At 45.4% G+C, this 16,895-nt stretch carries 13 protein-coding genes, 3 tRNA genes and 3 rRNA genes; 17 read left to right on the forward strand and 2 right to left on the reverse strand.

Going from position 1 to position 16,895, the window contains the following annotated elements:
• Positions 1-52: 52 nt before the first annotated feature.
• Positions 53-1,609, reverse strand: a complete 1,557-nt coding sequence (gene gpmI / locus P8S55_RS05860; RefSeq protein ID WP_289223307.1) for a 2,3-bisphosphoglycerate-independent phosphoglycerate mutase — start codon at positions 1,607-1,609, stop codon at positions 53-55.
• A gap of 101 nt (positions 1,610-1,710) precedes the next feature.
• Between gpmI and P8S55_RS05865 the strand changes: the two genes are divergently transcribed.
• From P8S55_RS05865 to P8S55_RS05880, 4 genes are read left to right on the forward strand one after another with little or no spacing between them, the layout of a single operon-like run.
• Positions 1,711-2,163, forward strand: a complete 453-nt coding sequence (locus P8S55_RS05865; RefSeq protein WP_289223308.1) for a rhodanese-like domain-containing protein — start codon at positions 1,711-1,713, stop codon at positions 2,161-2,163.
• A complete protein-coding gene (grxC, locus tag P8S55_RS05870) occupies positions 2,163-2,417 on the forward strand; it encodes a glutaredoxin 3 (RefSeq protein ID WP_289223309.1) in 255 nt (84 codons plus the stop codon). Before P8S55_RS05865 ends, grxC begins: the two co-directional genes overlap by 1 nt.
• 8 nt (positions 2,418-2,425) lie before the next feature.
• Entirely contained in the window at positions 2,426-2,911 is a 486-nt protein-coding gene (secB, locus tag P8S55_RS05875) for a protein-export chaperone SecB (protein WP_289223310.1), read from the forward strand.
• 5 nt (positions 2,912-2,916) lie between these two features.
• The gene (locus tag P8S55_RS05880) at positions 2,917-3,942 is read left to right on the forward strand and encodes an NAD(P)H-dependent glycerol-3-phosphate dehydrogenase (RefSeq protein WP_289223311.1); all 1,026 of its coding nucleotides are present in this window, start codon (positions 2,917-2,919) and stop codon (positions 3,940-3,942) included.
• 3 nt (positions 3,943-3,945) lie between these two features.
• Here P8S55_RS05880 and P8S55_RS05885 read toward each other — a convergent pair whose 3' ends face one another.
• Positions 3,946-4,407, reverse strand: coding sequence for a tRNA (cytidine(34)-2'-O)-methyltransferase (locus P8S55_RS05885; protein ID WP_289223312.1), 462 nt, complete (start codon positions 4,405-4,407; stop codon positions 3,946-3,948).
• A 17-nt stretch (positions 4,408-4,424) separates the two neighbouring features.
• Here P8S55_RS05885 and P8S55_RS05890 point away from each other — a divergent pair, with 17 nt between their 5' ends.
• The 13 genes from P8S55_RS05890 (at position 4,425) to erpA (ending at position 16,873) form a co-directional block, all read left to right on the forward strand.
• Entirely contained in the window at positions 4,425-5,372 is a 948-nt protein-coding gene (locus tag P8S55_RS05890) for a dihydroorotate dehydrogenase (protein ID WP_289223313.1), read from the forward strand.
• A 16-nt stretch (positions 5,373-5,388) separates the two neighbouring features.
• On the forward strand, positions 5,389-6,579 hold the full coding sequence (tyrS, locus tag P8S55_RS05895; protein ID WP_289223314.1) for a tyrosine--tRNA ligase: 1,191 nt from the start codon (positions 5,389-5,391) through the stop codon (positions 6,577-6,579).
• Positions 6,580-7,039: 460 nt separating this feature from the next.
• Positions 7,040-8,579 (forward strand): 16S ribosomal RNA (locus P8S55_RS05900).
• A 63-nt stretch (positions 8,580-8,642) separates the two neighbouring features.
• Positions 8,643-8,718, forward strand: a tRNA-Ala gene (locus P8S55_RS05905).
• 46 nt (positions 8,719-8,764) lie between these two features.
• Positions 8,765-8,841, forward strand: a tRNA-Ile gene (locus P8S55_RS05910).
• Between the two features lie 405 nt (positions 8,842-9,246).
• Positions 9,247-12,161: ribosomal RNA gene (locus P8S55_RS05915) — 23S ribosomal RNA — on the forward strand.
• Between the two features lie 139 nt (positions 12,162-12,300).
• Positions 12,301-12,416, forward strand: a 5S ribosomal RNA gene (gene rrf, locus P8S55_RS05920).
• The 16S, 23S and 5S rRNA genes sit together here with 2 tRNA genes alongside, the layout of an rRNA operon.
• Positions 12,417-12,501: 85 nt before the next feature.
• Entirely contained in the window at positions 12,502-13,281 is a 780-nt protein-coding gene (locus tag P8S55_RS05925) for a type III pantothenate kinase (protein WP_289223315.1), read from the forward strand.
• A 50-nt stretch (positions 13,282-13,331) separates the two neighbouring features.
• Positions 13,332-13,407, forward strand: a tRNA-Thr gene (locus tag P8S55_RS05930).
• A gap of 112 nt (positions 13,408-13,519) precedes the next feature.
• Positions 13,520-14,035: a 3-hydroxyacyl-[acyl-carrier-protein] dehydratase FabA gene (gene fabA, locus P8S55_RS05935; protein ID WP_289223316.1), complete on the forward strand. Its 516-nt coding sequence runs from the start codon at positions 13,520-13,522 to the stop codon at positions 14,033-14,035.
• A 2-nt stretch (positions 14,036-14,037) separates the two neighbouring features.
• Complete coding sequence (gene fabB / locus P8S55_RS05940) at positions 14,038-15,258, forward strand: beta-ketoacyl-ACP synthase I (RefSeq protein ID WP_289223317.1); 1,221 nt, start codon at positions 14,038-14,040, stop codon at positions 15,256-15,258.
• A 103-nt stretch (positions 15,259-15,361) separates the two neighbouring features.
• The gene (argC, locus tag P8S55_RS05945; RefSeq protein ID WP_289223318.1) at positions 15,362-16,408 is read left to right on the forward strand and encodes an N-acetyl-gamma-glutamyl-phosphate reductase; all 1,047 of its coding nucleotides are present in this window, start codon (positions 15,362-15,364) and stop codon (positions 16,406-16,408) included.
• 123 nt (positions 16,409-16,531) lie between these two features.
• On the forward strand, positions 16,532-16,873 hold the full coding sequence (erpA, locus tag P8S55_RS05950; RefSeq protein WP_289223319.1) for an iron-sulfur cluster insertion protein ErpA: 342 nt from the start codon (positions 16,532-16,534) through the stop codon (positions 16,871-16,873).
• Positions 16,874-16,895: the final 22 nt, after the last annotated feature.

A 16,895-nucleotide genomic window follows, 5' to 3' on the forward strand; every position in this document is an offset into this window, starting at 1 on the left:
GTGCTAACTTAAACCAGGCCTGGTTGCTTGAATCTAACCAGGCCTGGTTGTTTTATTCCTTGTTTAACAAACTGATACCGGTCATTTCTGCTGGTTGTTCAAGCTCCATCATCTCAAAAAGGGTGGGAATAATATCCGCTAAACTGCCGTTTTCACGCAATCTACATTCTTTATGTCCGATATAAATGAGTGGCACGGGATTGGTTGTGTGCGCAGTCAGTGGGCTGTTTGTGCTTTCATCCCATAGTTGCTCAACATTGCCATGGTCGGCGGTAATAATCACTTCACCATTAGCCTGCTCTAGGGCAGTTAGAATTTTTCCTATGGCTTTATCCACAGCTTCCACGGCTTTGATGCATGCGTTCATATTGCCCGAATGACCCACCATATCCGGGTTGGCAAGGTTGCAGATAAAGGTGTCATATTTTCCTGATTCAATCGCTTGGCAAAGTTGATCGGCCACTTCTCCGACGCTCATTTCAGGTTGTAAGTCATAGGTTGCAACCTTGGGTGAGGGGATAAGGATGCGATCTTCGCCCTTGTAGGGCGCTTCAATACCGCCATTAAAAAAGAAGGTGACGTGGGCATACTTTTCAGTTTCGGCAATACGTAGCTGAGTAAGGTTGTGTTTGGAAACCCATTCGCCATAGGTGTTGATTAGCTTACTAGGGCGAAAAGCGACCGGTACGTTAAAGTTTTTATTGTATTCGGTCAGGGTAACAAACTCGCTAAGTACCGGCGTCGAATCCCTGTGGAAATCAGCAAAGTCATTTTCGATAAAAGCACGGGTCAATTGTCTGGCGCGATCAGAACGGTAATTCATGAAAATAACTGTATCACCATCCTTTACTTTCACTTTTTTGCCGCTCTTGCGCAAGATGCTGGTAGCTTGAATAAACTCATCAGTTTCACCACGTTCATAGGCTTCATTTATCGCTTGTTTCGCGCTTTTACAGGTGAATACCGCTTTCCCGCTAGTAATCACCTCATAGGCTTGCTGAACTCGATCCCAGCGGTTATCCCTATCAAGTGCAAAATAGCGCCCTGTGATCGATGCAATACGCCCACCACCAATGGATTTCATGTGGGCTTCAATGTCTTTGATATAACCTAAGGCGCTTTGAGGGGCGGTATCACGCCCATCGGTGAATACATGCAGGTGTGTTTTGGCACCGCGTTGCACCGCTAATGTCAGTGCGGCTTTAATGTGTTCAATGTGTGAGTGAACGCCACCATCAGACAGTAATCCCATAATATGCACAGCACGTCCACGTGAACTGGCTTTGTCGATCGCATGCGTAAAGGCGCTGTTATCGAAAAAGTTCCCCTCGTCAATCGCTTTTTGAATGCGCGTTAGTTCTTGATATACCACACGCCCTGCGCCAAGGTTTAGATGGCCCACTTCAGAGTTACCCATTTGTCCATCCGGTAGTCCTACATTTGAACCCGAGGTGTGAATTAGGGTGTGGGGGTGTTTGGCAACGAGACTGTCCCAAACCGGGGTGTTGGCTTGTGCTATAGCATTGTGTTCTGGGTTGGGATTGTGTCCCCAGCCATCCAAAATAATAAGGCCTACAGGACGATGTTTTTGTGTAATGGTTTTGCTCATATTGAATACATCCGCTAAAAAAGTAAAAATTCAATTCATTGTAGCGAGTTTCACTGTTAAAATCACTTGGTTTGATTTTTTAATCGCGTTAGGAAGGGTGTATGTTTATAGAATTTATGAAGCAAGAATTTTTGCTTTTTATTGCACTAGGCATTGTGGCTTTGATGCTTTTATATAGTTATGTGGGAGAGCGTTTTTTAGGTTATAAGCAGATGTCGCCTGAGGAAGCAACGCGGTTTTATAACCAAGGTGCGTTGGTGATTGATGTGCGTTCTGATGCAGAATATAAAACCGGTTTTATTGGTGAGGCGCGCCATATTCCAGTCGGTGACTTAAAGGCCAAGTTATCAAGCCTTTCAAGTTATAAAGATAAAGCCGTATTGGTTTATTGCGAAACGGGTGCGCGTTCAGCAGGCGCAGCCACCACCTTAGTTAAAGAGGGCTTTACACAAGTTGCTAATTTGCGTGGTGGTATCTTGTCATGGAAAATGGCAGGATTGCCCGTTAATCAACCTGTTTCGCGTAAAGCTGCACGCAGGAAGGGAAAGTCGTAATGGCGGAGATTGTTGTTTATTTAAACAAAGCCTGTCCTTATTGTACCCGGGCTAAAGCCTTGCTAGAGGGGCGTGGTTTGGATTATCAGGTGATTGATGTGAGCGGGTCGGATACGCTTTGGAAAGAAATGGAACAACGCTCTAGGCGTCATACTATTCCGCAGATTTTTATAAATGGCGTTCATGTGGGTGGTTTTGATGAACTTAGTGCCGCCGCTAGAAATGGTAAACTTGATCAATTATTAAATAGTTAGAGAAGAATATGTCTGAACAGCAAGAAAAAAAGTTTTTAATCCGCAAAGTCTACACCAAAAACATTTCCTTTGAAGCACCCAACTCACCGCAAATCTTTGCGCAAGAGTTTGAGCCAAAAATGGATGTCAACCTGAATGTAGAAAGTTCAAAACTTGAAGAGACCGCCTTTCACGCGTTAATTCGTTTAACGGTAACGGTAAACGTAGGCGATAAGGTCGCGTTTTTATGTGAAGTTGAGCAGGCGGGCATTTTTGTTATGACGGGCTTTAGTGAGGCGGAGCTAGGTTACATGTTAGGCAGCCAGTGTCCAAATGTATTGTTTCCGTTTGCGCGTGAAGCTGTGTCCGATTTGGTAGTGCGTGGCGGTTTCCCGCAGTTATTGGTTGACCCGGTTAACTTTGATGCGCTTTATGCCAACCATATGCAACAGCGTCAACAGCAAGAGGGTGATAAGGCTCAGCCAAATGCCCAACCTCAGGCGGAAATCGGCTAGATTATATGGCGCGTATCGCGGTTCTAGGGGCTGGCGCTTGGGGCACTGCCTTGGCGATTCATTTGGCTAAAGCGGGGCAAAGCGTCTGTTTGTGGGCGCACAGTGCAACCCATGCGGAACAAATAGCTCTGCAAAATCAAAATCAACGTTATTTGCCGGGTGTGACCTTACCACCAGGCCTGGTGGTAACATCCAGCCTTGAAGACGCGTTGAAGCAGGTTGACGGTGTGTTGTTTGTTGTGCCGAGCGATGCGTTTGCTGCGGTATTAGTTAGGGTTAAGCAGCATATGCTGCATGCGCCTGCTTATCTTGCCTCAGCAACCAAGGGGTTTGAACCGCAAGGGCAGCGATTGCTTCATCAGGTAGTGATGGATGAATGGGGGGCAGGCACGGCGATGGCGGTGCTATCGGGGCCTACTTTTGCCGATGAAGTGGCCAAGGGTTTACCTACCGCCATAGTAAGTGCATCACCTGATGCGAGCCAAGCGGCATTTTGGGCTGATGTGTTTCATTACCAAAACTTTAGAGTGTACACGCAGTCTGATATTGCTGGGGTTGAGGTAGGGGGTGCCTATAAAAACATTATGGCGATTGCTACGGGTGTGAGTGATGGCTTGGGTTTGGGAGCGAATGCACGCGCCGCCTTGATTTCACGAGGAATGGTCGAGATGATGCGCTTTGCCGCCTTATATCAGGCTCAGCCAGAGACGCTGATGGGGTTGGCGGGATTGGGTGACTTGGTGCTTACCTGTACTGATGATTTATCCCGCAACCGACGATTTGGTTTGATGTTAGCGCGCTCAGGCAAAACAGCCTTTGAAGTCCAACAGGATATCGGCCAAGTGGTTGAGGGTGTTAAAGCGGTAAAGGTGGTGAAGGCGTTAGCGGAAAAGCATGGGCTAGACCTACCCATCATGGAGCAGGTTTATGCACTTGTTACCCAGCAAATAACGCCAAAGCAAGCTGTTCAGCAACTATTGTCACGCTCATTAAAGTCAGAAAAAAACAGCTTAAAAATGCCCTTGTTTTAAGGTTTAAAGCGGTTGAAAATCGAGTTGTCGCCAAGCTTCATACGCCATGACAGAAACCGCATTGGCAAGGTTCATGCTGCGGGCGCTGGCAATCATTGGGATGCGCAAACGCTGCGCTTCGGGCACACTGTTTCTAACCGCTTCTGGTAACCCGCGGCTTTCCGGGCCAAATAAAAACGCATCGCCCATTTGGTAGTTTGCCTGATGGTAATGACGAGTAGCTTTGGTCGTTAGCGCAAAAACACGATTAGGTTTCACCTTGTCAAGGCAGGCTTCCAGGTTGTCATGTTGATATACATTAGCCATTTCATGATAATCTAACCCAGCACGCCGAACACGTTTCTCGCTTAAATCAAATGCGAAGGGGTGGATAAGATGAAGGTGTGCGCCCATGTTAGCACTCAGTCGAATTAAAGCACCGGTGTTCTGCGGAATTTCGGGTTCGTATAAAATAATATGTAACATAAATTTAAGGTGTCATTGTGATTGATTTATCCGTTAATATTTGCGCTATAACCTGCAACTCGCCGATTGCGATGGCATCCGGCAATGCGGGCTATGGTTTAGAGTATCCCGCTGTGTCTGGTTTTCGTAATCAGGACGTGGGTGCCGTATTTCTAAAAGGCACCACACTCGAACCAAAGTTGGGCAATAAGCCCGATCGCGTTTGGGAAACTTCAAACGGACTGCTTAATTCAATTGGTTTACAAAACCCGGGTGTGGATTATGTGGTAAATCAGCTTCTTCCGCAACTGGATTATAACCAAACACGTTTTTTTGCCAATGTATCCGGCTCGTCAATTGAAGAATATGCCGAAGTATGTCGTCGTTTTGATCAAACACCACTTTCAGGTTTGGAAATTAATATTTCTTGCCCAAACGTTAAAAAAGGTGGCGCGGCTTTTGGTAATGACCTAGACATGGCGGCAAGAGTGGTGGAAGCCTGCCGTGCCAGTACCACTAAACCCCTGATTGTAAAACTATCACCCAATCAAACTGATATTGCGCTCGGTGCGCAGCGGGTTATTGATGCGGGTGCTGATGCGCTGTCGGCAATCAATACCCTGTTGGGGATGTCTATTAATATTGATAATTGGAAACCTGATTTGGGTAATAACCAAGGTGGCCTGTCTGGTCCTGCCATTAAGCCGGTTGCGCTGCTTAAAGTGCACCAGGTCTATCAGGTCGCTAAGCAACATAATATTCCTATTATTGGTTTGGGGGGGATTAGCTGCGCTGAAGATGCCATTGAATTCTTTTTAGCCGGCGCAACGATGGTTGCCGTCGGCACATCGCTGGCTAAGGATCCTTTATTGATTGTAAAAATGAACAAGCAAATAGCCCGTTATTTACAAAAGCGTGGCTTAACTTCGGTGACCCAGTTAACTGGAAAATTAGAATTAAATACAGATACCGTGTTGTGCGGTTAAGATTGGAAAACAAAAGATGCAGACTATTGAACAGCAATTAGCCATTATTAAACGTGGCGCAGAAGAAATATTAGTTGAGGCCGAGTTAAAAGAAAAATTAAAACTCGATCGCCCTCTAGTAATTAAAGCAGGTTTTGACCCTACTGCACCGGATTTGCATTTAGGTCATACCGTGTTAATCAATAAACTCAAGCAGTTTCAAGATTTGGGGCACGATGTACACTTTTTAATCGGCGACTTCACCGCAATGATTGGCGACCCAACCGGTAAAAGTGCAACCCGCCCACCCCTGTCTGCAGAAAAAATAGCGCAAAATGCACAGACCTACCAAGACCAAGTTTTCAAGATACTTGATCCCGCAAAAACAAAAGTGGTGTTTAACTCGGCTTGGTTTAACGCCTTGAGCGCCGCTGAGATGATAAAACTAGCCGCTACCACGACCGTAGCCAGAATGTTAGAGCGTAATGACTTTGATGAGCGTTACCGTTCTGGAACGCCGATTGCGATACATGAATTTTTATATCCACTTGTGCAGGGTTATGACTCTGTGATGATGGAAGCAGATGTTGAGTTAGGCGGTACAGATCAAAAATTTAATCTATTAATGGGGCGCCAGCTTCAGCAGCATTTTGGCAAAAAACCACAGGTTACCATAACCATGCCAATTCTTGAGGGATTGGACGGTGTGCAAAAAATGTCAAAGTCACTCAATAACTATATAGGCATACAGGATGCGCCTAATGAAATGTTTGGTAAAGTCATGTCTGTGTCTGATGAGTTGATGTGGCGTTATTTTGAGCTTCTCAGTTTTGAGAGCCTTGAAACCATCGCTGGCTATAGCCAAGCCGTGGCCGAAGGTGAAAATCCACGAAACATTAAAGTAAAGCTGGCGATGGAATTGGTCGCCCGCTTTCACTCCGAGCAAGCGGCAGCGGCGGCACTGAATGATTTTGAAACCCGCTTCTCTAAAAATGCGATCCCAGATGACATGCCAGAATATACCCTTGAAGGCGAAATGCCTTTAGCTAATCTTTTAAAAGAAGCAGGCCTGGTTGCGACCACTTCTGAAGCGCACCGAATGGTAAAGCAGGGTGCGGTTAAATTAAACGGTGATAAGCTCGATGATAGTAAACAGCTGTTTAGTCATATAGCGTCACAGGTTTTTCAGGTAGGGAAAAGAAAGTTCGCCAAGATAACGATAAATTAATAAGCGTTATATCGTGCTAAAGCTAGAGGTTTTGATGTGGGTTGTGGTTAGTTCTGTGGATAACCTGGTGGTAACTAGGGTATAAACTGAGTTTATCAAAAAAATTGTTTTTTTTTAAAATAACGCTTGCGTGGGCACCGATATTCTGTAGAATACGCCTCACTTCGACGCCAAGGCGCTGAAGCAGAAACACGAGAAGAGATTTGAAGAAAAAAGTTTGAAAAAACGATTGACACAAGTTTCAAAGCGAGCTAACATAGCTGGCTTACTGAGTAAGAAACACTTGCTTAGTGAACGAATTAAGTTCTTTAAAAATCAGGTAATTCAGAGATAATTTATGTGGAAGTGCTTAGGTGCGCAGAAGCAAAAATTAACTCGAAACGACAAATGAAGTATAGGTAGAAGTAATTCTTCCATGTTAACTTTGTCAATTCCGAGTGTTTTATATATGTTCAAGATTAAACTGAAGAGTTTGATCCTGGCTCAGAATGAACGCTGGCGGCAGGCCTAACACATGCAAGTCGAACGGTAGCAGAAGAGCTTGCTCTTGCTGACGAGTGGCGGACGGGTGAGTAATGCATAGGAATCTACCCTCTAGTTGGGGATACCGTAGGGAAACTTACGTTAATACCGAATATACTCTAAGGAGTAAAGGTGGCCTCTACTTGTAAGCTATCGCTAGAGGATGAGCCTATGTTAGATTAGCTAGTTGGTGAGGTAATGGCTCACCAAGGCGACGATCTATAGCTGGTTTGAGAGGATGATCAGCCACACTGGGACTGAGACACGGCCCAGACTCCTACGGGAGGCAGCAGTGGGGAATATTGGACAATGGGCGCAAGCCTGATCCAGCCATGCCGCGTGTGTGAAGAAGGCCCGAGGGTTGTAAAGCACTTTTAGCGAGGAGGAAAGGCATTAAGTTAATACCTTGGTGCTGTGACGTTACTCGCAGAAAAAGCACCGGCTAACTCTGTGCCAGCAGCCGCGGTAATACAGAGGGTGCAAGCGTTATTCGGAATTACTGGGCGTAAAGCGCGCGTAGGCGGATTGTTAAGTCAGTTGTGAAATCCCTGGGCTCAACCTAGGAATGGCGATTGAAACTGGCAGTCTAGAGTTTAGTAGAGGGAAGGGGAATTTCTGGAGTAGCAGTGAAATGCGTAGATATCAGAAGGAACATCAGTGGCGAAGGCGCCTTCCTGGACTAAAACTGACGCTGAGGTGCGAAAGCGTGGGGAGCAAACGGGATTAGATACCCCGGTAGTCCACGCCCTAAACGATGTCAACTAGCTGTTGGTCTTATTAAAAAGATTAGTAGCGCAGCTAACGCGATAAGTTGACCGCCTGGGGAGTACGGTCGCAAGATTAAAACTCAAAGGAATTGACGGGGGCCCGCACAAGCGGTGGAGCATGTGGTTTAATTCGATGCAACGCGAAGAACCTTACCATCCCTTGACATCCACAGAACTTTCCAGAGATGGATTGGTGCCTTCGGGAACTGTGAGACAGGTGCTGCATGGCTGTCGTCAGCTCGTGTCGTGAGATGTTGGGTTAAGTCCCGCAACGAGCGCAACCCTTATCATTAGTTGCTAGCATTTAGTTGAGAACTCTAATGAGACTGCCGGTGATAAACCGGAGGAAGGCGGGGACGACGTCAAGTCATCATGGCCCTTATGGGATGGGCTACACACGTGCTACAATGGTCGGTACAAACAGTTGCGAAGCCGCGAGGTAGTGCTAATCTGAGAAAGCCGATCGTAGTCCGGATCGGAGTCTGCAACTCGACTCCGTGAAGTCGGAATCGCTAGTAATCGTGAATCAGAATGTCACGGTGAATACGTTCCCGGGCCTTGTACACACCGCCCGTCACACCATGGGAGTGGGTTGCACCAGAAGTAGCTAGTCTAACCCTCGGGAGGACGGTTACCACGGTGTGATTCACGACTGGGGTGAAGTCGTAACAAGGTAGCCCTAGCGGAAGCTGGGGCTGGATCACCTCCTTTAAGAAAAAGCGACTGCAAGCCTTTGCGCTTTCACATAAATTGTCTCTGAATTACCAATAGCCTGGGGCTATAGCTCAGCTGGGAGAGCGCCTGCCTTGCACGCAGGAGGTCTGCGGTTCGATCCCGCATAGCTCCACCAATTTATACGGGTCGGTGCGGCGCATCAAGGCAGGCCTAAACAAATTGGGTCTGTAGCTCAGTTGGTTAGAGCGCACCCCTGATAAGGGTGAGGTCGGTGGTTCGAATCCACCCAGACCCACCAATAAAAACCGCTCATGTGGTTTTAATTACACCGTGCTAAGGCGCCAAGTAATTGAGAATGTATGAGCGGTTCTTATTGCCAAAAAGAGAAGTAGAAGATACTGATCTGCTTCTCGGTAATAACCGAAAGTTCTTTAAAAATTAGGAAGTAATCTCTGCAAAGAGACGTTGTAATGATTGATGAGATCATTGTAACGAAATTCAATCTAGTCTCCAACTAGATTGAAGTAATAGGTAATACATGTATCTTGATGGGCAATCTCAAGCGAACATGTCAGCGAAGAATCTTAGTTACGTTGTATGCTCAAAAAGCACGCTTTGATTGAGTTATTTAGCAATAAATAAGTCAACACAAAAGGTCAAAGCCAACGCATTAGTTTACTAATAAGTTATTTTTGAGTTGTATAGTTAAGTGATTAAGCGTACACGGTGGATGCCTAGGCGGTAGAAGGCGATGAAAGACGTGATAGCCTGCGAAAAGCTTCGGTGAGGTGGCAAATAACCTTTGACCCGGAGATGTCTGAATGGGAAAACCCATCCTTTCGAGGATATCCCTATATGGGAGGCTAACCCGGGAACTGAAACATCTAAGTACCCGGAGGAAAAGAAATCAACCGAGATTCCCTAAGTAGCGGCGAGCGAACGGGGACCAGCCCTTAAGCAAGAACTACGTTAGCACAATGGTGTGGAAAAGCCAACGATACAAGGTGATAGTCCTGTATGCGAAAACGTTATTTTTGTGAAAACGAGTAGGACGGGACACGTGAAATCCTGTCTGAATATGGGGGACCACCCTCCAAGGCTAAATACTCTCTACCGACCGATAGTGAACCAGTACCGTGAGGGAAAGGCGAAAAGAACCCCAGAAGGGGAGTGAAATAGAACCTGAAACCGTGTACGTACAAGCAGTGGGAGCCCCTCACTAAAGTGTCTTCACTTTAGTGAGAAAGCCAAGCTAAAGATAAGACACTTTAGTGAGGGGTGACTGCGTACCTTTTGTATAATGGGTCAGCGACTTACTGTGTGTTGCAAGGTTAACCGAATAGGGGAGCCGTAGGGAAACCGAGTCTTAAATGGGCGACTAGTAGCATGCAGTAGACCCGAAACCGGGCGATCTATCCATGGCCAGGATGAAGGTTGAGTAACATCAACTGGAGGTCCGAACCCACTAATGTTGAAAAATTAGGGGATGAGCTGTGGATCGGAGTGAAAGGCTAATCAAGCCCGGAGATAGCTGGTTCTCCCCGAAAACTATTTAGGTAGTGCCTCATGTCTCACTGTTGGGGGTAGAGCACTGTTATGGTCTAGCGGGCCGTCAAGGCTTAGCAGCCCATTGCAAACTCCGAATACCAACAAGTGCAATCATGGGAGACAGACAGCGGGTGCTAACGTCCGTTGTCAAGAGGGAAACAACCCAGACCGCCAATTAAGGTCCCTAAACACTACTCAGTGGGAAAGGATGTGGGAAGGCTTAGACAGTCAGGAGGTTGGCTTAGAAGCAGCCATCCTTTAAAGAAAGCGTAATAGCTCACTGATCGAGTCGGCCTGCGCCGAAGATTTAACGGGGCTAAGTAGTGTACCGAAATTGCGGATGCCAAAAGGCATGGTAGGGGAGCGTCGTGTAAGTCTGAGAAGGTGTGCTGGAAGGCATGCTGGAGATATCACGAGTGCGTATGCTGACATAAGTAGCGATAAAGGGAGTGAAAAGCTCCCTCGCCGAAAGCCCAAGGTTTCCTACGCAACGCTAATCGACGTAGGGTTAGTCGGCTCCTAAGGTGAGGCTGAAAAGCGTAATCGATGGGAAACAGGTTAATATTCCTGTACTTTTTATAACTGCGATGGAGAGACGGAGAAGGCTAGGCCAGCAAGGCGATGGTTGTCCTTGTTTAAGGTGGTAGGCAGAAGACTTAGGCAAATCCGGGTCTTTAATGCCGAGAACTGATGACGAGTCCTCTTTTGGACGAAGTGGTTGATGCCATGCTTCCAAGAAAATCTTCTAAGCTTCAGGTTATAAAGAACCGTACCCCAAACCAACACAGGTGGGCAGGATGAGAATTCCAAGGCGCTTGAGAGAACTCGGGTGAAGGAACTAGGCAAAATAACACCGTAACTTCGGGAGAAGGTGTGCCCTTGAAGGTGAAGGACTTGCTCCGTAAGCGTTTGAGGGTTGCAGAGACCAGGTGGCTGCGACTGTTTATTAAAAACACAGCACTGTGCAAAATCGAAAGATGACGTATACGGTGTGACGCCTGCCCGGTGCCGGAAGGTTAATTGATGGGGTTAGCGCAAGCGAAGCTCTTGATCGAAGCCCCGGTAAACGGCGGCCGTAACTATAACGGTCCTAAGGTAGCGAAATTCCTTGTCGGGTAAGTTCCGACCTGCACGAATGGCGTAACGATGGCCACACTGTCTCCACCCGAGACTCAGCGAAATTGAAATCGCGGTCAAGATGCCGTGTACCCGCGGCTAGACGGAAAGACCCCGTGAACCTTTACTACAGCTTTGCACTGGACTTTGATACTATCTGTGTAGGATAGGTGGGAGGCTATGAAGCGCGGACGCCAGTTCGTGTGGAGCCATCCTTGAAATACCACCCTGATCGTATTGAGGTTCTAACCTCGAGCAGTGAATCCTGCTCAGGGACAGTGTATGGTGGGTAGTTTGACTGGGGCGGTCTCCTCCTAAAGAGTAACGGAGGAGCGCGAAGGTACCCTCAGCACGGTCGGACATCGTGCAATGAGCGCAAGAGTAAAAGGGTGCTTGACTGCGAGACTGACACGTCGAGCAGGTGCGAAAGCAGGTTCTAGTGATCCGGTGGTTCTGTGTGGAAGGGCCATCGCTCAACGGATAAAAGGTACTCCGGGGATAACAGGCTGATACCGCCCAAGAGTTCATATCGACGGCGGTGTTTGGCACCTCGATGTCGGCTCATCACATCCTGGGGCTGAAGTCGGTCCCAAGGGTATGGCTGTTCGCCATTTAAAGTGGTACGCGAGCTGGGTTTAGAACGTCGTGAGACAGTTCGGTCCCTATCTGCCGTGGGCGTTGGAGAATTGAGGGGGGCTGCTCCTAGTACGAGAGGACCGGAGTGGACGAACCGCTGGTGTTCCAGTTGTCATGCCAATGGCACTGCTGGGTAGCTACGTTCGGAAAAGATAACCGCTGAAAGCATCTAAGCGGGAAACTTGCCCCAAGATGAGTTCTCCCTAGACTTTAAGTCTTCTAAAGAGCCGTTCAAGACCAGGACGTTGATAGGCAAGGTGTGAAAGCGCAGTAATGTGTGAAGCTAACTTGTACTAATTACTCGTGAGGCTTAACTATACAACTCAAAAGTGACTTAACTGATGTGTAGCTTGAGATAAAAGCTAAACCAAGATACAGTGTCCTATTACAAAGCAGAGATTACTTCTTAGCAAAGAATTTTAGTAAATGGCTAAAACTCATTTACAAAACCGAATTGCTTGGCGACCATAGCGGAATGGAACCACCTGATCCCTTCTCGAACTCAGAAGTGAAACGTTCCAGCGCCGATGGTAGTGTGGGGTCTCCCCATGCGAGAGTAGGTCATCGCCAAGCTCCATACATCTAAACCCCTCGAAAGAGGGGTTTTTTTTGCCTAAAATAAGGCATAATCTAAGGGTGAACTTAATAGGTGTTATAGATGGATTTACTTGTAGATATTGGTAATACAAGAATTAAGTGGATGTACTACATTTCGGGCAAATCATTGCATAACTGTTTTACTGAAGAAGTTTCATTATCTCTAACCGAAATACTTGATAAATTAGAGCTAAAAAAGTTTCTTCCTAAAAGAGTACTAGTGTGCAGTGTTGGCTCAATTGAGTTTACGAGGTCAATGATTTCTAATATTTTGTTAGCTCATACATGCACCATGTACGCTATAAAACCACAAAAACATGCTTTTGGTGTAACCATCTGCTATGAAGATCCGTGTTTGTTTGGTGTGGATCGTTGGTTGGCCTTATTGGCAGCCTATAATAAATATAATTCAGCAGTGTTATTAGCTGATTTAGGATCAGCTGTGACGTTAGATACCCTAGATGCTTCTGGGATGCACCAAGGCGGGCTAATATCCCTTGGTATTGGTAAGATGGTTAAATCACTTTCAAATTGTGAGCTTTTACCCTTTATCGATGAGGGGATGTTACCTTCAAGTTTTCAGACTGGTTATGCTTGTAACACACGAAGTGCAATATATCAGGGTGTAATGCTATCCGTCTCAAGTTTACTTAATACAGCTGCTATAAATATTGGTAACTCATCGTTTGCAAAGGTAAAGTTAGTTTTAACAGGAGGTGATGCGGCTATGATTAATCCATTGTTGATTGATAATTGGTCTTTAGAACCCACATTAGTTTTTGATGGTATGAAGCTTATATTATCCAATGAATATCTACTTAATAAGTATGCTTTAAAATAACATAATTAATGTTGACAGATTTATTAAATAACTTATAATACCGCACACAAGCCGACATAGCACAATTGGTAGTGCAACTGATTTGTAATCAGTAGGTTGGGGGTTCGAGTCCCTCTGTCGGCACCATTCTCGTTTTACTCTATATCTTTGTTTTCATACTGCTTTAAGCAAATCTTAATTTTACCATTTTAAATTCCACTGTTATAATAGTTGAGTAATTTAACACTTGGAAAATGTAATGGAACAACAGTCTAGCTATACAAAAGATGAGCTTCTAGCCTGCGGACGCGGTGAATTATTTGGTGCAGGTAATGCGCAGCTGCCGAAGCCTCCTATGCTTATGTTTGATCGCATCTCTCATATTTCTGAAGAGGGAGGCGATTTTGGAAAGGGCTTAATAAAAGCAGAGCTTGATGTGAATCCAGATCTATGGTTTTTTGAATGTCACTTTAATGAAGACCCTGTTATGCCAGGTTGTCTGGGCCTAGACGCTATGTGGCAATTAATTGGTTTTTTCCTTGGTTGGACTGGTGGTCCAGGGCGTGGTCGAGCTTTAGGCTCTGGAGGAGTTAAGTTCTACGGGCAAGTTTTACCCAAAGCTAAGAAAGTAGAATATGTCATTAACATGAAGCGTGTTATTAAAAGAAAACTCTATATGGGTATTGGTGACGCAAAATTGTATGTTGATGGTCGTGAAATATATAGTGCTACAGATCTTAAAGTTGGATTGTTTACTAATACGGATGCATTTTAATTATGAAGCGAGTTGTTATTACCGGTTTAGGGATAGTGTCGAGTTTAGGCAATAATAAAAACCAAGTAAAGTCATCTTTGCATGCGGGAAGATCGGGTATTGTTACGGCTCCTGAATATCAGCACAACGGGTTAAGGTCACAAGTCCATGGTTCGATAAAAGATGTAGATTTTGCCGCATTAATTCCTCGCAAGCAACTTCGTTTTATGGGCGATGCGGCAGCATATAGTTATATTGCCATGGACCAGGCGGTAGCCGATTCTGGATTAACTCCTGAAATGATTTCTAATGAAAGAACAGGAATTATTGCTGGATCGGGTGGCGGTTCAAACTCAAACTCAACCCAAGCGGTAGAGATTACTCGTGACAAGGGTGTAAAGCGTGTTGGTCCCTATATGGTTACGCGTACAATGGGGAGTACAGTCTCTGCGTGCTTGGCTACACCTTTTGCAATAAAAGGTATTAACTACTCAATAAGTTCAGCTTGTTCAACAAGTGCTCATTGTATTGGCGCGGCTATGGAGCAAATACAGCTAGGAAAACAGGACGTTGTTTTTGCTGGTGGAGGTGAAGAACTTCATTGGACGATGTCAGTTTTATTTGACGCGATGGGTGCATTATCCTCCAAATATAACGACACCCCTGAAAAAGCATCACGAACCTATGATGCAAATCGAGATGGTTTTGTTATTGCTGGTGGTGGTGGCATGGTTGTCGTTGAAGAGTTAGAACATGCACTGGCACGAGGCGCTAAGATTTATGCTGAAATCGTCGGCTATGGTGCCAACTCAGATGGTTATGATATGGTAGCACCATCGGGTGAAGGTGCTGTGCGTTGTATGCGCCAAGCACTCAGTACGGTGAAAGGTGAAATTGATTACATTAACCCTCATGGAACAAGTACACCTGTGGGGGATACCAAAGAAATGGCGGCTGTTAGAGAGGTCTTTGGTAATGCTATACCGCGAATTAGTTCAACTAAAGCCATGTCAGGTCACTCGCTCGGTGCGGCGGGTGTTCATGAGTTAATTTATAGTTTAATCATGATGGAGAATGACTTTATTGCCCCATCTATAAATATCGAAACTCTCGATCCTGACTGTGAAGGTATGCCAATAGTCACTGAAACAATCGAGAATGCTGGATTGAATCGAATTATGAGCAATAGCTTTGGTTTTGGCGGTACAAATGCGTCTTTGGTTGTAGAGCGTTATAAGGGCTAAGCCTTGCTCAAGGAATAGTGTAATCAGCGACAAACCTAAAGCACTCATGCAAAAGCAGAGTGCTTTTTTATTATCTAAAGTTTGATTATTCGGAAGTTTAAATATGAAAAAAATTCAGATTGGAATTGTTGGTGGAACGGGTTATACCGGTGTTGAATTGTTACGGTTATTAGCGAACCATCCCTATGCTGACGTTAAGGTGATTACGTCACGCTCAGAAGCAGGCATGCCCGTTGCTGACATGTTCCCAAGTTTGCGAGGCCGCTTTAAACTTTGTTTTTCAGAACCTAATATGTCAGAGCTCAAGGCGTGTGATATTGTGTTTTTTGCAACCCCTCACGGCGTTGCGATGAGTTTAACTCCGGAGTTAATCGAAGCGGGTGTAAGGGTAATCGACTTAGCTGCAGACTTTCGGTTGAACGACTTAGTTGTTTGGCAAGAGTGGTATGATATGGAGCATACATGTCCTCAAGTTATGAGCCAGGTCGTTTATGGTTTACCTGAATTAAATCGTGAGAAAATTAAAGACGCCAAGATAATCGCTAACCCAGGCTGTTACCCAACAGCAATACAATTGGGTTTTAAGCCCTTGCTAAAAGCCGGAATTATTGATCTAGCGCATCTTGTTGCAGATGGGAAATCAGGTGTAAGTGGTGCAGGACGCGGAGCAAAAGTGGGCTCATTGAGTGCAGAGACGAGCGAAAGCTTTAAGGCTTATGGAATCAGTGGACATCGTCATTTACCTGAAATTGCAGAAGGGTTAACAGGTATGGCACAAGGGAAGAAGGTAAAACTAACCTTTGTACCTCATCTTGTTCCGATGATTCGAGGTATTGAGGCGACGCTTTATGCTAAGTTAACAGAGGACTGGTCACAAGAACAATTGCAAACCTTATTTGAAAAAGAATATAGTCAGGAACCATTCGTTGATGTAATGCCTGCAGGAAGCTTGCCAGACACCCGAATGGTAAAGGGTTCAAACATGTGTAGAATGGCAGTATATCGTCCAGCGGGCGGCGATGTCGTTGTTGTTACTTCAGTTATTGATAATTTGGTTAAAGGCGCATCGGGTCAAGCTATTCAGAATATGAATATAATGTTTGGGTTAGATGAAGCCTGTGGCCTTGAACAGTTGGCCTTAATGCCCTAATTATGTATCGTGCAAGCAGCAATGTTTTTAGTACACGGCTTTTGGTTTATAATGCAATTAGAACAATAAGCCACATATTTTTATGAGGCAACTAAACTGGGCTATATAGAAAAGGAGGCCATTATGTCTGAGATGTCTAAACCGGTAACGTTTACCGAAGCGGCTGCCTCAAAAGTCAGTGGATTGATCGAAGATGAAGGTAATTCTGCATTGAAGCTTCGTGTTTACATCAGTGGTGGTGGTTGCTCGGGGTTTCAATATGGTTTTACATTTGATGAGTCGCAAGCTGAAGATGATACGGCTGTCCAAAAGGATGGCGTTACATTACTTATTGACTCGATGAGCTTTCAATATCTAGTGGGTGCAAAAATTGATTACCTTGAAGATTTACAAGGTGCACGATTTGTAATAGAAAATCCAAATGCAACAACTACTTGTGGTTGTGGTTCTTCATTTAGTGTTTAATTAGTATTAAAGGACTGGGTCA

Origin of the sequence: Thiomicrospira sp. R3 (assembly GCF_029581415.1) — a bacterium.
Lineage (GTDB): Bacteria > Pseudomonadota > Gammaproteobacteria > Thiomicrospirales > Thiomicrospiraceae > Thiomicrospira.

Bases quoted from the DNA above. Each gene is read 5' to 3' on its own strand.
- P8S55_RS05885 (WP_289223312.1), bottom strand. From the start codon at position 4,407: ATGTTACATATTATTTTATACGAACCCGAAATTCCGCAGAACACCGGT.
- gpmI (WP_289223307.1), bottom strand. From the start codon at position 1,609: ATGAGCAAAACCATTACACAAAAACATCGTCCTGTAGGCCTTATTATT.
- tyrS (WP_289223314.1), top strand. From the start codon at position 5,389: ATGCAGACTATTGAACAGCAATTAGCCATTATTAAACGTGGCGCAGAA.
- grxC (WP_289223309.1), top strand. From the start codon at position 2,163: ATGGCGGAGATTGTTGTTTATTTAAACAAAGCCTGTCCTTATTGTACC.
- argC (WP_289223318.1), top strand. From the start codon at position 15,362: ATGAAAAAAATTCAGATTGGAATTGTTGGTGGAACGGGTTATACCGGT.
- fabA (WP_289223316.1), top strand. From the start codon at position 13,520: ATGGAACAACAGTCTAGCTATACAAAAGATGAGCTTCTAGCCTGCGGA.
- P8S55_RS05865 (WP_289223308.1), top strand. From the start codon at position 1,711: ATGTTTATAGAATTTATGAAGCAAGAATTTTTGCTTTTTATTGCACTA.
- fabB (WP_289223317.1), top strand. From the start codon at position 14,038: ATGAAGCGAGTTGTTATTACCGGTTTAGGGATAGTGTCGAGTTTAGGC.
- secB (WP_289223310.1), top strand. From the start codon at position 2,426: ATGTCTGAACAGCAAGAAAAAAAGTTTTTAATCCGCAAAGTCTACACC.
- P8S55_RS05880 (WP_289223311.1), top strand. From the start codon at position 2,917: ATGGCGCGTATCGCGGTTCTAGGGGCTGGCGCTTGGGGCACTGCCTTG.
- erpA (WP_289223319.1), top strand. From the start codon at position 16,532: ATGTCTGAGATGTCTAAACCGGTAACGTTTACCGAAGCGGCTGCCTCA.
- P8S55_RS05925 (WP_289223315.1), top strand. From the start codon at position 12,502: ATGGATTTACTTGTAGATATTGGTAATACAAGAATTAAGTGGATGTAC.